This window comes from Orenia metallireducens (assembly GCF_001693735.1).
Lineage (GTDB): Bacteria > Bacillota > Halanaerobiia > Halobacteroidales > Halobacteroidaceae > Orenia > Orenia metallireducens.
In genome coordinates this window covers 393286-408796 of sequence record NZ_LWDV01000008.1, presented here as the reverse complement: position 1 = coordinate 408796, position 15511 = coordinate 393286, and the positions used below count along the sequence as shown (strand labels likewise).

Below are 15511 nucleotides of genomic sequence, written 5' to 3'. Positions count from 1 at the left end.
TCACTCACACTATCTATTATTCCTCTCTAATATATTTAAATACTGCTTTTGGTCTCCCAATTAAGTAGCCAATAATACTCCCAATAATAACTGGTAAACTCAAATTCAAATTAAAAATCTCACTAACTATTACCATAGTAGCCAAAGGAATATTAGCAATAGATGATAATGTAGCCGATAACCCTATGATTACCAGTACAGGTAAGGGAATATTAGGAAAGATATAATATAATAAATTCCCCGTTAAAGCACCACTGATTAGGGCTGTATCAACAATAGCTGCACTGAACCCTCCTGCAATAATCACCATAGTAAGTAATATTTTAAATAGAACTAATACAATCATCCGCCCTTCCCTTAAGGGAGTAAAGAATAACTGATTAATACCTACAGTATTTATAAAAGATTCTACTTTAAATAATTCCATTATTATGAGGACTATACAACCTGCCATAAGGGGCTTTAAAAAGGATTTTATCTTTAATCTTTTAAAAAAATTATGTATAAAATCGAATATACTGATAAAACTTTGACCAATTATCCCACAGATTGATGCCACAAAAATCAATAAAAGTAATTCCTTTAAACTTGCTTCAGGTAGACCCAAGTCGATATTTAAGCCAGGTTGGGGTAAGAAAGCATGATAAAAATAATAACCAAAGCTACTCCCTAAGATAGCAGGAAATAAATCATTATAATCTAAAGAAGACTTATAAAGAATCTCACTAGCAAAGATTCCTCCCCCTAAGGGAGCACCTAACAGTGGACCTAAAGTAGCTGCAGCTCCACAGATACTTAAGACTCTATAATCCAATTGTGAATTAAATATCCTAACTTTAAAGTAATTAAATACCTTATTAATTACTATTGCCATGCTACTACCAATTAATAATAATGGTCCAACTAAGCCACCTATTCCTATTAGGCCTAAAGTTACACTAGTAGCAAAGAACTTACTTATTAGCAATCTAAGAGGTTTCTTTAAAGGAAACTCACTCTTAGTATACTTTATATATAAGTCTGTTCCTAACCCCTTAGCTCTAAAATCAAAATAACGAACTAATATTGCCATTATTAATGATCCTATTATTGGAGCTAAATAATATCTGTTATAAATCAAGTCATTTAGATGAACTATCCCTTTCTTCAATATCAATACAAATATTGCTCCAAGAAATCCTAACAATAAATTAATTATTAGCCACTTTATAATATAAAAGCCTATCTTCTTATAAAAATCATCAAAAGACATCAGAACAATTACACTCCTTAATTAAATAATACCAAAGAATTTTTTAAAAGTTTAGGGGAGAACTAGTACGATTACTCTAATTGTATTATTCTTTTCAATTAATTACAATAATAATCTAAAAAGTACTAATGAAGATATAATAAAAGCTTCTATCTATATTAAATGATTTTAATCAATTTAAGAATATTTAAAATAACAACTTTAATCGTAATAAGGTCTAAGAGCTACTAATTAAAAGTAAAATCGATTATTAATATTGTAATTTTAAATAATCGATAAATATATCATTTTAAAGTATTGACATTCACCTCAAATTAATATAAAATTATCTTCGTTGGTGAGGAAAATATCGGAGCATGGCGCAGTTTGGTAGCGCACCTGGTTTGGGACCAGGGGGTCGCAGGTTCAAATCCTGCTGCTCCGACCAATGTTAATTGCTTTATTCTGCGGGAGTAGCTCAGTTGGCTAGAGCACCAGCCTTCCAAGCTGGGTGTCGCCAGTTCGAATCTGGTTTCCCGCTCCACTTAAAATTTTTAATTTTAAAGCAAAAGGAAATTTTCAGTACTTGACCATCGAGGTCAGCGCATCTAAAACTTTGATTTAAAGATGTAAGGATATTTTCGATACTAGGTAGGGCATCAAGCCCGTCGCACTAAAATAAACTTTGACGATCTACAATTGACAATTTACAGTTAAGTTTTTAAAATATTTTATATCTTTAACTGTACACTACACACTATCAACTATAAACACGGACCTGTAGCTCAGTTGGTCAGAGCAATCGGCTCATAACCGATTGGTCGGGGGTTCAAATCCCTCCAGGTCCACCAAAAAATAATAGATAAAAAAGACCTGGCAAATGACCAGGATTTTTTTATATCTATTATTGGATAAAATTGGTCTTCCAAATAAAATAGAGTAAAGAGACAATTATCATATTCCAGACTCCATGGGCTAATATACAAGAATAAAGTGATTTAACCCTTTCATAGATAATTGCTAAAATTACTCCACCTAAAAATGTTGGCAAAAAAAGCCAAATGCTCGCATGTGCTAAAGCAAAAAATAAAGCACTTAATAAGATTCCTTTCCATTTTCCCAACTTACTTTTACAGTAAGGGTATATAAATCCTCTAAAAAAGATTTCCTCAGTAACTGGAGCTACTATTACAATTAAAAAACTATTTAAAAAGAATAATAGATTGCTATCTGATTCTAGTAAATTCTGGATAACCTGTTGAGCAGGAGGTTTTAGTCCCCAAAAATTATCAATAATAAGATAGATGAGATTATTCAACAAGGTTATCATCAAGCAGATAAGTATTCCACCTATAATTCCATATTTAAAGATTCTTCCCAAATCATTTGAGTGAAATCCTACCTCTTTTAAAGATAATCTATATTTTAACTTTATAACTGATAGAGTTAAACCACCTAATAACATAGCTTGAACAAAATTCAAGACTAAAATTCTAATGGATAATATAAAATCACTAATAACTAGATAACCAATCACTGATTCTATAATTAAAAAGATTAAAGATGTAAGTGTAAAGGTTAAAATCAATACCAGAATAATATCATATAAATTCCAAGCAGTACTCTCTCTTTCCATGATATCTACCATAAAATAACCGCCTTTCTTATAATGTAACAATAGGTCCCTTAATTTTAAAATTTTTGTCACAAATAATTAAAAAATTATAACTAGATTAGAAGTGATTAATCCTTATTAGAGATTTTATTCCACAAGATTACCTATTATTACTTAAATCAGCAAGCACGGTTTACATATATTAATAATCAAGAGATAGCACCTTAAAATTTAATAGATATTACTATACACTAGCTCTAACTAATATATAAATAAGGTTGAAGATTATCAACCTCATTATACCAACACTATAAAGATTACCTATTAATCTATAGAGAACCGTTTAACTATAACTTCCCCCTTAGAACCAAAGGGACCCATAACCTTGCCATCTTTTATTACCTTAATACCAGCAGCATTTCCCATCTTCAACTCAATCTTCTGACCAGAAAATAATTTTCTATTATTAGCAGCAACGATACCTTTAAAGACAACCTTACCATCTACCTCGACTGAGTACCAACTTTCATCTATTGTTTCAACCTCAATATTTATCTCATTAGCTGCAACTTCTTGATTATTTAGTTCTTCACTATCTTCCTTATTTACTTCAGTTTTTTCAGCCCTATTCTCATTAATCTCTTCTATAGTACCCTTTCGATTTTCCTTTGTTTTTTCGCTTTCTTTTACTTCTTCTTCAACTTTCTTACTAGCTGATAGTACAACCCCTTCTTTTACCTGAGCTGTTTCGATAGAAGGAGAACTATTAGCCATTCTACCAGAATCATCAATCAGACCATATAATTTAAATCCTGCAAAGGCAAGTAGTCCAATAACCAATAAACCGATTCCAACTAAACAACTAATCAATACAGCATTTTGATGCTCATCAAAAGAGTTTGATATCTTCTCTTTAAAAGATTCTTTTTTTACTATCTCTTCTTCAACTAATTCAGGCTCTTGTAATTTCTTGTAGGCCTCTAATACCTCTTTAGTATCCAAGCCCAAATAAGCTGAATAAACCTTCAAAAAACCTCTTAAATAAACCTCTGCTTCAATATACTCAAAATTTCCTTCTTCAATAGCCCTTAAATAATCTACTCTAATCCTAGTTTCTTCTTCAGCCTGCTTTAAACTAACACCTAACTCTTCTCTTCTCTCTTTGAACCTTGTCAAAATTTCTATCATGAAAAGTTCTCCCTCCTTTACAGTCATTTTAACATTTCGACATCTTAAGCTTAAATCCCTTTAAATTAGTGAAATTATAATATTAACTTTCAATAAAGCCTATAATTACCATCCTGTTATGTATTTTGTATAGAAATTTAAAGAGAAACTATAACTGATATTGGGAGTTTTTCATCCTAACTCTAGGAAATAATAAGTCTATTTGTAATTTATTATCTATAAGTATATCATGCTTAAAATTAATATAATAAAAGAAGCTCTAGCTAGAGCTTCTTTTACTGAGTCTGTTAATGAATATCCTAAAAACCAGCGATAAGCCATATTTACTTTTATATCTTTTACTAGTTGTCTTTCAGAACGAATCCCATATAAATAACCTATAAAAAGCATCTTAAATAAAATAGTAGGGTCAATACATAGTCTTCCATTATCATGACAGTATAGGTCTTTAGTTATATCAGTAATAAAAGTAAAATCTATATATATCTATCTATTTGTCTTAGAAGATGATCTTCTGGAACTAGCTGTTCTATTGTTACAAATTCATATTGTTGTTGTTTTTTCTCTTGAGATACAAACATAATTCTATTTCTCTTTTTAGATATATTGTCAATTATATTATACCATAAATAGAAAAGGCTGTTGACAATAACTTTGTCAACAGCCTGAGACTCCTTTATATAAAGGAGTCTTTTAAAAGAAGTCTAATTAATAGTATTTATTAAATTACATAAACAAAAGAGCCAACTTCTCTGTTGGCTCTAAAAAATAATAATTATCTTTTACCCTTTTCAAAAGGCTCTCCACTAGCTGCTGGAGGAGTTGCTCTACCAATAACTCCTGCCAATGCAATTACTGTTAAGATATAAGGAATCGTCTGTACAAATTCACCAGGAATACCAATTGCCTCTATCCCTTGTAATCTAATCTCAATAGCTTGGAAGAAACCAAATAATAAACTTGCTCCCATAGCACCAAAAGGATACCATTTACCAAAGATTAAAGCTGCTAAAGCAATAAAGCCACGTCCAGCAGTCATTCCTTCTCTAAAAACACTCAGTACCCCTATTGATAAGTGAGCACCAGCAAAGCCTGCTAACATCCCACTTAAGATTACACAGACATATCTAATCTTCTCCACATCAATCCCCACAGAATCAGCAGCATGAGGATGCTCTCCTACAGCCCTTACTCGTAAGCCAAAAGGTGTATAGAATAAGACATAATGAGAGATAGCCACTATCAATAATCCTAAATAAACAGTAGGTTTAAAAGTTCCCCAATAAGGCAAAGCCTTTACAGAAGGTGAAGTTCCTGATGTATTAAATAAAATATTCAATAAAAAAACGGTTCCACCAGCAGCCAACAGGTTCAAAGCTACTCCACTAACAACCTGATTAGCATGATATCTAATACTGACTATAGCATGAATTAAAGCAAATAAACCACCAAAGATTACTGCCCCTATCAGCCCAAACCAAGCATTTCCTGTAAAATAACTAACAACCACCGCTATAAAGGCTCCAGCTAACATCATCCCCTCTAAGGCAATATTAACTACACCAGATCTTTCAGAAAACATACCACCAATAGCGGCTACCATCAAAGGAATTGCCATTCTTAAAGTAGAGCTGAAGGTCTCTAGATTAAAAATCTGTTGAAAGATTTCCATTATTAACCCTTCCTCCCTTCTGGTTTAAGTGCTAATACTCTTCTAAATAATAGATCAGCAGCTACAAATAAGATGATAACTGCTTGTAAGATAGTTACTAAATCGACAGGAACCCCTGCCAACATATTCATATAATCCTGTCCATTGGACAATGCTCCAAATAATAGAGCTGCAAAAAATACACCTAAAGGATGGTTACGACCTAATAACGCTACAGCAATACCAGTAAATCCATATTCAGCAGAGAATCCATTCCGATAATTATGGAATAGCCCCATAGCCCTCTCTGCTCCTCCCAATCCTGCTAAAGCACCACTGATTAACATAGCTAAAATTATATTACGGGCAGCACTGATCCCCCCATATTCTGCAGCATCAGGGCTGATACCCACTGCTCTAATCTCATATCCAATAGTAGTCTTCCACAATAAATAGTAAATTACAAATAAAACAATTATTCCAATAATAAAACCTATATTAAGGTATGAATATATACCCAAAACATTAGAGAATCTCCATAAGTAAGCACTAGATTCTATATTAGGGGTTTGAATACTACCTGGCTTAGCCAATACCTTCAAGCTAAAATATGCAACTAAACTATAAGAGATATAATTGAACATAATTGTTGTAATTACCTCATGTACCCCTAACTTTGCCTTCAAAATAGCAGGAATAGCCACCCATAAAGCCCCTGCTATCATCGCTACTAATAAGGTCAAGGGTAGATGGATAACCATTGGAATCCCTTTAAAAGTACCTATCCAAGCTGCTGTCAAACCACCTACTAATAGCTGCCCTTCTCCACCGATATTAAAGAGTCCACACCTAAATGCAAAGGCTACAGCCAACCCTGTAAAAATCAAAGGAGTAGCTGCTAGTAATGTATCTGCTATACTATTTAAACCTCCAAAAGCACCTTGAAGTAAAGCAGAATAGGTTGCTACTGGATCATAACCAGAAGCCATTACTATAAGTGCACCTATTATAAAAGATGATAAGATAGCTAGTAGTGGAATTGATATCTCTTTTAATAAATTTTTGAAATTAATATCCTCTGCCATATAAATTCCTCCTTATCTTCTTTAAAATCCTTCTAAAGCTACTAGATAACAACTAATAAATTTAATGTTCAACAACTGATCCTGCCATCAGAAGCCCTAACTTCTCTTCTGTAGCTTCCTTAGCATCTAAAATATCTACGATTTTTCCCTCATACATAACAGCAATCCTATCACTTAGTGACATAATTTCTGATAACTCAGCCGATATTAACAAAACTGCCTTCCCTTGATCTCTCTGCTCTATAATTCTCTTATGGATAAACTCGATTGCTCCAATATCTACACCACGAGTTGGCTGTGATGCAATTAAAAACTCTGGGCCCATATCAAATTCTCGAGCAATGATTATTTTCTGTTGATTTCCTCCAGATAAAGAACGGGCTAATATCTCTTTATTCCTTGGACGGATATCATAATCTGGAATCAACTTTTGGGCATGCTCTGCCATTGAATTAAAGTCTAAATTAATCCCCTTGGCAAAAGGCTCTTTATAATGATAACCTAAGATTAAATTATCTTCGATTGAATAGTCTAATACTAGTCCATGCTTATGCCTATCTTCTGGAACATGGGCAACTTTAGCCTCTTTAATCTTACGGGCTGATTTATTTAATAGATTCTCCCTTTCCAACTTAAAAACACCTGAATCTGCAGTTCTCAATCCAGTCAACACCTCAACTAATTCTGTCTGTCCATTCCCTTCTACTCCTGCAATTCCAAGAATCTCACCTTCTCTAATTTCAAAGGATATATTATCTAAAGCTAACATTCCTATAGCATTACTTGCCTTTAAATCTCTAACCTCTACCTTTGTACCACCAAATTTAGCAGGCTCTTTTTCCACTTCTAAAATAACCTTACGTCCTACCATCATCTCAGCCAATTCAGTCTCTGAAGTATCAGCAGTATTTACTGTACCAATAGATTTTCCTTTTCTCAAAACGGTTATCCTATCAGATACTGTTAAAACTTCTTTTAACTTATGGGTAATAAAGATGATAGATTTACCTTGTTCTGTTAAGGTATCCATAATCTTATATAGCCCTCTTACCTCTTGAGGAGTCAATACTGCTGTAGGCTCGTCCAAAATCAAGACTTCAGCATCTCGATATAAAGCCTTTAGAATCTCAACCCTCTGCTGCATTCCCACTGGAATATCTTTGATCTTAGCATTAGGATCTACATCCAAGCCATACTCATCTGATAAGCTTTTAATCTTATCGATAGCTTTGGATAAAATCAGCCTCCCCCTACCATTGCTAGGCTCAGAACCTAGAACGATATTTTCGGCAACAGTCAAAGTATGAACCAACATAAAATGTTGATGCACCATACCAATTCCTAAATCAATAGCATCATTGGGACCATCAATCTTTAACTCTTCTCCTTTATAGAATATCTTCCCTTTGGTGGGTTGGTAAATTCCAAATAAAACACTCATTAAGGTAGATTTACCTGCACCATTCTCACCAACTAGAGCATGAATCTCCCCTTTTTTTAAATCTAGATTGACATTATCATTTGCCAATACTCCAGGAAACTCTTTAGTAATACCTCTCATCTCTAAGATTGTATCCATTGAAATCCTCCTTTCATAATTAGAATAATTGCTAGGTGAAAGCACCTAGCAATTATTCTATACTAAATTTTTATTATTGAGTTTGATCATAATAGTTAGGTACATCAATTTCACCAGCAATAATCTTCTCTTTAATATCTTCAATCTTCTCTTTAACATCTACTGGAATCTTAGCTTTTAACGCCTCAATCTTAGCTACATCCTCAGTTGTAATATCTCCTGCTTCTTGAGCAGCTTTAACAGTAACTCCTGCTTCTGTTAATGGAGTCAAAGCAACACCTTTCTCTTCTAAACCATATTCTTTAAGCCCAGCTTCAAAGTTACCTTCTTTTATAGCTGTAACTGTTGCAAATACAGCATTATCTACTCTTTTTTGTACACTTGTTAGAATATAACCTGGTTGATTCCAATCTTGATCAGAGTCAACACCAATTGCGTAACTTCCTGTTTGAGCAGCAGCTTCAAATAATCCTATACCTGTTCCACCTGCAGCATGATAGATGATATCAGCTCCTGCATTATATTGAGCTAATGAAATCTCTTTACCCTTTGCAGGATCATTAAATGCTGAAGGGTCACTACCGGTATAGTTGACCCTAACCTTTACATCAGTTCCCTCTGTTTCATTGATATAATCTACTCCAGAGGTATAACCCAATTCAAATTTATGGATTAATGGTACATCCATTCCCCCTAAGAAACCAACAATCTCCTTAGCATTAATTCCTTCAATCTCTTCATGAGTAGTCAACAATGCAGCTAAAGCTCCTGCCAAAAATGACCCTTCATGCTCTTTAAATGTTAAAGAGGCTACATTGGGATTATCTACAACATCATCAATGATAGCAAATTTAGTATCAGCAAACTCTTTAGATACTGTATCTACAGCATCCTTTTGCATAAATCCTACACCAATAACTAAATCATAGCCCTGTTGAGCTAAGAATCTCAAACCTTTCTCAGCAGCTGCTACCTCCTTAGGTTCAATGTACTTGTAATCAGCAATTAAACCTTCCTCTTTAGCTCTATCTAGCCCACGTAAAGCAGAATCATTAAAAGACTTATCCCCTTTACCACCACTAGATAATACAATACCAACTTTTAAATCACTAGCAGCTTTTTGACCATCTTGTGCTTGTTGATTATTCTCTTGTGGAGCTTGCTGTCCACCACCAGCACATCCAACAAGTAAAGCAAGTGCTAATAGTAATGATAAGAATATTAAATTTTTTTTAGACATTAAATCTACCCCCTAAAATTTTAATTTATAGTTAAGTCCAAATTTAAGTAGTAAGCTTGAAAATAGCTACCTTAAACTAAAACTTAGACTTAAGCTCATTATCCTCTATTTCTCAAAACATGGAATTCAAACTTATCACTTCTAAAATAGTTTTTGGAATATAGTACTGGATTATCTCTATCATCATAGTGCATCTGTTTTAATAATAGAATCGGATCTCCTATATTTAAATTTAACTTGGCAACTAAACTTTTGTCAGCTATTACTGGAACAATATCAGCAACAGCATAACTAATATATATATTAGATTCTTCTTGCAAGAAGCTAAGTAGAGATATATTAATATCATCTTCAGTTATATTATTAGGCACTAACCTTTGAGGTAAATAATCTTCGCAGTATGCTACCGGTTCATCATCAGCCGTTCTAGTTCTATGTAAAATAACCATCTTGTCATTTTTATTTAATTCAAACTCTTTGTTCAAATCTTCAACCTGCTGATTCATTTTCAATTCTAAATCAACGGTTCCTGCTTTAAGCCCCATAGCTTCGATAGTTTGGGTAATACTATTAAGCTCTTCAATACCACTTTTAAAAAGAGCCAATTTTTCAGTAATGAAGGTACCTATACCCTGTTGGCGATTGACCTTAACCTCTTTTTCTAAAACTCTTAAAGCCTCTCTTAAAGTAGCACGGCTAACACCAAAACTTTCCGATAACTTTGCTTCTGAAGGTAAGCGATCCCCTGGCTTATATTTCCCATTTTCAATCTTTTCATCAATCTTCTCTTTAACTAACATATATAAAGGTCTAGAATCTTTCTTTATTAAGCTCATTTAATCAACTCCTTAAGCTGGAATAATCTCAATTATTACTTACCAGAAGATGGATAGACGTCTAACAACTCTATCCATTCTAACATCATTTTAACATAGGTTCAATTAAAACTTCTAATAAATACTAAAATCTAATTTAACAAATTAATAGACTAACTATTTATATAATTTTACAACAAAAGAAAAAACCCTTTTTAAAAATTAAATTTATCATATTATTATAGACTTTTATATTTTTTTAATAAATCTATAAATTAAAATATTATACTCAATATATATTATATCTTCTTTAGTAAAATTATATCATTAGATTCAAAAACTTATATAATAGTATAACATAGTACAATTTCATTTCTTAAAATCAACAAGAACCTACACTTAACGGAAATTTTCCTTAAACATGTAGGTCCTTATAATATACTTGAATTATTTATCTGCTTTATATGTTTATAACCATAGCTATATATTCTAGTTTAGTTCTTATTAAGTATCTGCTCCAGATCTTCCTCTTCAACTAATACTTCTCTAGCCTTACTCCCCTGATGTTCTCCTACTATATTATCCTTTTCCATTCTATCAATCATTCTAGCTGCTCGATTATAACCAATTCTCAACTTTCTCTGTAACATCGAGATAGAAGCGCGATGCTTAACTACCAGTTCAACTGCCTTCTCATACAACTCATCCCTATCATCTTCAAGCTCAATCTCTACATTCTTCTCCTTAATTTTAGCTATCTTTTCAGCATATTCTGGCTTCTTCTGATCTCTAACAAAACTAACAACCTGTTGTAATTCTTTGTCAGAAATAAAAGCACCTTGTAATCTTTTAGGTTGATTAGAACCTACTGGAGAGAACAACATATCACCTTTTCCTAGCAGTTTCTCTGCTCCACCTGTATCTAAGATGGTTCTAGAATCAGCTTGTGAGGATAAGGAGAAGGAGACCCTTGTTGGAATATTAGCTTTAATTAGGCCAGTGATTACATCTACTGAAGGTCTTTGAGTAGCAAGAATTAAGTGAATCCCTGCTGCCCTAGCCTTCTGAGCCAAACGGCAGATTGCTTCCTCTACCTCTTTGGCTGCAACCATCATCAAATCAGCTAACTCATCTATGATTACTACCACATAAGGTAAGGGATCACTTCCTTCTGAACTAATCTTTCTATTATAGCTATCAAGCCCTCTAGCTCCACTACCTGCAAATAACTCATAACGATTCTCCATCTCTTGAACCACCCAACGTAGTGCTGTAGCAGCCTTCTTAGCATCATTGATTACTGGAGCTACTAGATGGGGTATCTGCTGATAAGCAGCAAACTCTACCATCTTAGGATCTATTAACATAAACTTAACCTCATCAGGTGTAGCCTTATAAAGGATACTATTGATAACACAGTTAACAAAGACACTTTTACCAGACCCTGTGGAACCAGCTACCAACATATGGGGCATATCCCCTAAGTCAGCTACTAATGTTCTACCACTGATATCCTTACCCAAAGCCATAGTCAGCTTAGATTCTGCATTTTGAAATTCTTCAGACTCTAACATCTCCCGAATAGATACCATTGCTTTACTCTCATTTGGAATCTCAATTCCTATAGCAGCTTTGCCAGGAATAGGAGCTTCTATCCTAACATCAGGAGCTGCTAAAGATAAAGCAATATCATCAGCCAAACCTAATATCTTACTGACCTTAACCCCTGGAGCAGGCTGAAGTTCATAACGGGTAATAGTTGGACCATAGCTAACATTCTTAATTTGAGCTCTAACACCAAAGCTATCTAAAGTCTCCTGTAAGATATCTGCTTTATTATTAAATTGAACAGAACTATTATCTACTTCATTTAATAAATCTAAAGGTGGTAGAGAATAGTAGCTAGAGTCTAAATTCTGTTCTAATTGATTATTTTCTAGTTTCTTATTAATCCTCTTACGTGGTGGATTCTTCTCATCTCTAACAACCTGCTCTTTACTATTATCCTCTTTTTTAACACCAACAGCAGCTGCCACCTCTTTGGTAGCTGCCTTAAATTCTTCTTCTGCTTTCTCTTCAATTTCTTTTTTACTTTCATCCTTCTTACTGAAAGCTTCCCGCTTATCAATCACCCTTGGAGTAGTCTTATCTTGGTATATTATCTCTTTTTTGATGGACTTTTCATCATTTTTCCCTTCTCCACTAACTTTCTTGTTCTTCTTAAATTTCAAGAAACTAAAGAGACCTTTAAGAGAGGTCCGACCTTTCTCTAGCTTGTCCCCATTCTTAGCTTCTTGCTCTTTTGCCTTTCTTTCTGCCTTTTTCTTAGCTTTCTTTTCAGCTTTAGCTTTAACCTTCTCTTTCTTTTTAGCAAAAAATCCAATAAAGCTCTGATACAAGTTTTTAGCCTTAACTAAAATATTAACTAAGAATATATCTGACATTAACAGTACTCCAATCAAAGTTAAAGCTGCTAAAATAACATATGTACCATATTCTGCAAAGCACTTTCTAAATATATATAGAATTACCCCACCTACTAACCCTCCACCTTTGCCTTCTAAAGCTGCTTCAAATTCCAAAGGATGCTCTACTTGTATATGAAGTAGTGTTTGAACAACTAGTAAGATAATTATAGTACCAATAGTTCTAGGGGTAAATTTAATCTTAGCCTTACTTCGATAAATCATAGTTATCCCTAAAAAGACTAAAAGTATAGGAAAACCATAAATCCCCTTTCCAATAATATACTTTAATCCTTTATTAAATATATTACCTATTAACCCTGTATCCTTAGAAGAGAAACTAATCCAATTTAAAAAAGCCATTGCGATTAAAAATATTCCAACAAATTCATACTTTCTTTTAGATAAAATCTCTTTTAAAGTATCCTTCATTACTCTTCACCTCTGCTAATTAATTCTCTCTACTTTAGGAATCTCCTCCTTAATATTATTAGAATTGGGCAGGTTTATCAAATTAAATAGGTAATTTAAGTTTAAACTTAGAATTTATACTCTCCTAAAATTTGAATTCTATAACAGTATAAATTTGAAAATCATTACAATACAACCTTTCACATTAGAAAAATAAGATTACACTTAACCCTAAAATCCAACAATAATAAGCAAATATACTTAGCTTCTCTTGGTTAATCAATTTTAGTAACAATTTAATTGAAAAGTATCCAGCAATAACAGAGGATATAGTTCCTATAACCAATTCTATTACTGTAACATTAACTAAGCCTACAGTAGCTAAATCCTTTAGCTGTAATAAAGTAGCTCCTCCAATTACTGGTACGGATAATAAGAAGGAGTATTTAGCAGCTAGCTTTCTATCAAGCCCCTTAAATAAACCTGCAACTATAGTAGATCCTGAACGCGAGATCCCTGGAATAATAGCAAAAGCCTGTGCAAAACCAACAACCCAAGCATCACTCATCTTCAAGTCCTTTAAATATCTTGTCTCTTTACCAACTCTATCAGAGAGCCATAATAATGTACCAGTTACCAATAATGCAAAGCCGACCACCCTTAAGGTAGCAAACAACTGCTCAAAAACATCTTCAAATAAGATTCCAATTACTCCAGCAGGTATTGAACCTAAGATTACATAAAGGGTTAACTTCCTATACTCAGGCTTTAAAGTAATCATTCCCACGATATCATCCCAATAAACGATTGCCACCGCCAATAAAGTACCAAAATGTAAGAAGACATCAAGAGTTAACCCCTCTTGAATATCTAAAAAATGTTGAAAGATAACTAAATGCCCAGAACTACTGATAGGTAAAAACTCTGTTACCCCTTGTACTATACCTAAAATAATAACTTTAAATAAATTCATTAATCTTCCTCCTTTTAAATTCAGTAATGAGTAACTAGTGACGAGTAAAAATTAACAATCATTATTGATTTTCTTCCTCCAAGTCCTTTGGACTCTTTGTGAGGAGAAATAAAGTTTCATATTTTTGAGAAACTTTATAATCACGGAGAGTTTAACTTTAAACTCGAAGGGGAAAAATTCCCAACGGAATTTTTCCTATCCACTACTTACTGTTCTGATAAACTTGATAAATATCCCTCTAAATGGTAAGACAATCAAAGTGTTGAATAGATTAAACACTGTATGTGCATTAGCAATCTGCCTTGCCAACTCTTCACTGGTCAAAGAGATAACCTCTATAAAAAGTGATAATATCGGTAGAACAGCAATTACTCCAAAGATATTGAATAGGATATGTGCCCATGCCGTCTGTTTAGCCACCTTAGAGCTTCCTATAGCTGCTATAAAGGCAGTGATACATGTTCCTATATTACTACCTAATGCCAAAGTTATAGCTAAAGCCAAGTCAACCATCCCCGCTTTAGCCAAAACTACAACAATTCCTGTTAAGGCACTACTACTTTGAATAATAGCTGTAACAATAACACCTATCAAAATACCCAATAAAGGCCTTGCTCCTAGATAAGTCATAGTCTTAATAAATATATCCAAGTCCTGTATATTAACTATCATATTACTTAAAATCTCTAATCCAATAAATAGGATACTAAAACCAAGCAATCCCCTTCCTATGTACATTAGTCTTCTATTTTTTTTCAAATAATAGAACAAATAAAATATTATTCCTAAAGTTATAATAACCCATAAGTACTCTTCTAACCTAAAAGAAATCAATTGTACAGTCACAGTAGTTCCAATATTAGCACCCATAATCACTCCAAAGGCTTGCTCAAGGGTTAATAAGTTGGCATTGACTAGACTGATAATAATCACTGTAGTAGCACTGCTACTTTGGATAATCATAGTAACCATAATACCTGTTAAGATACTACTAATAATATTATTAGTAAGAGTCTTTAAAAGATACTCTAATCTCTGTCCTGAAGCTTTATAAAAGCCATCTTTAACTCCTTCCATCCCTAACAGAAATAAAGCTAAGCCCAAAACCAGCTTTCCAATCAGGATAATTACCATTGATACTTGCTCTCCTCCTTTTATCACTCCTTTCTAAATTAATATACATTTCAATCTTATATTATAACATAGATTAAATAGCAAAGACAGTAAATTAACTTAAGACAAAAATTTTGATATTATC

11 protein-coding genes, 3 tRNA genes and 1 pseudogene are annotated in these 15511 nt (G+C 33.2%); 3 read left to right on the top strand and 12 right to left on the bottom strand.

The genetic code is table 11. The annotated features are described in order from the left end of the window. Positions 1-16: 16 nt before the first annotated feature. Positions 17-1252: a chloride channel protein gene (locus U472_RS06835; RefSeq protein WP_068716808.1), complete on the bottom strand. Its 1236-nt coding sequence runs from the start codon at positions 1250-1252 to the stop codon at positions 17-19. A 350-nt stretch (positions 1253-1602) separates the two neighbouring features. On the opposite strand from U472_RS06835, the gene U472_RS06830 reads away from it, so the two are divergent. The 3 genes from U472_RS06830 (at position 1603) to U472_RS06820 (ending at position 2082) form a co-directional block, all read left to right on the top strand. Beyond that, positions 1603-1679: transfer RNA gene (locus U472_RS06830), tRNA-Pro, on the top strand. Between the two features lie 19 nt (positions 1680-1698). After that, positions 1699-1775, top strand: a tRNA-Gly gene (locus U472_RS06825). Between the two features lie 230 nt (positions 1776-2005). After that, positions 2006-2082, top strand: a tRNA-Ile gene (locus U472_RS06820). Between the two features lie 53 nt (positions 2083-2135). On the opposite strand, the gene U472_RS06815 is transcribed toward U472_RS06820, so the two are convergent. From U472_RS06815 to U472_RS06770, 11 genes and pseudogenes are all read right to left on the bottom strand, one after another. After that, positions 2136-2879, bottom strand: a complete 744-nt coding sequence (locus U472_RS06815) for a CPBP family intramembrane glutamic endopeptidase (protein WP_068716806.1) — start codon at positions 2877-2879, stop codon at positions 2136-2138. Positions 2880-3170: 291 nt separating this feature from the next. Continuing rightward, positions 3171-4034: a helix-turn-helix domain-containing protein gene (locus tag U472_RS06810; RefSeq protein ID WP_068716804.1), complete on the bottom strand. Its 864-nt coding sequence runs from the start codon at positions 4032-4034 to the stop codon at positions 3171-3173. Between the two features lie 276 nt (positions 4035-4310). Further along, a pseudogene (locus U472_RS16525) lies at positions 4311-4615 on the bottom strand (transposase); the annotation flags it as partial. 194 nt (positions 4616-4809) lie between these two features. After that, positions 4810-5706: an ABC transporter permease gene (locus U472_RS06805; RefSeq protein WP_068716802.1), complete on the bottom strand. Its 897-nt coding sequence runs from the start codon at positions 5704-5706 to the stop codon at positions 4810-4812. Positions 5707-5708: 2 nt separating this feature from the next. Continuing rightward, on the bottom strand, positions 5709-6770 hold the full coding sequence (locus U472_RS06800) for an ABC transporter permease (protein ID WP_068716800.1): 1062 nt from the start codon (positions 6768-6770) through the stop codon (positions 5709-5711). Positions 6771-6831: 61 nt separating this feature from the next. Then, entirely contained in the window at positions 6832-8349 is a 1518-nt protein-coding gene (locus U472_RS06795) for an ABC transporter ATP-binding protein (RefSeq protein WP_068716798.1), read from the bottom strand. 73 nt (positions 8350-8422) lie between these two features. Then, positions 8423-9589: a BMP family lipoprotein gene (locus tag U472_RS06790; protein ID WP_068716796.1), complete on the bottom strand. Its 1167-nt coding sequence runs from the start codon at positions 9587-9589 to the stop codon at positions 8423-8425. A 98-nt stretch (positions 9590-9687) separates the two neighbouring features. Next, positions 9688-10425, bottom strand: coding sequence for a GntR family transcriptional regulator (locus U472_RS06785; protein ID WP_068716795.1), 738 nt, complete (start codon positions 10423-10425; stop codon positions 9688-9690). Positions 10426-10898: 473 nt separating this feature from the next. Further along, positions 10899-13301: an FtsK/SpoIIIE family DNA translocase gene (locus tag U472_RS06780; protein WP_068716793.1), complete on the bottom strand. Its 2403-nt coding sequence runs from the start codon at positions 13299-13301 to the stop codon at positions 10899-10901. Between the two features lie 184 nt (positions 13302-13485). Further along, the gene (gene uppP / locus U472_RS06775; protein ID WP_068716791.1) at positions 13486-14253 is read right to left on the bottom strand and encodes an undecaprenyl-diphosphatase UppP; all 768 of its coding nucleotides are present in this window, start codon (positions 14251-14253) and stop codon (positions 13486-13488) included. Between the two features lie 195 nt (positions 14254-14448). Next, on the bottom strand, positions 14449-15387 hold the full coding sequence (locus U472_RS06770; protein WP_068716790.1) for a Na/Pi cotransporter family protein: 939 nt from the start codon (positions 15385-15387) through the stop codon (positions 14449-14451). Positions 15388-15511: the final 124 nt, after the last annotated feature.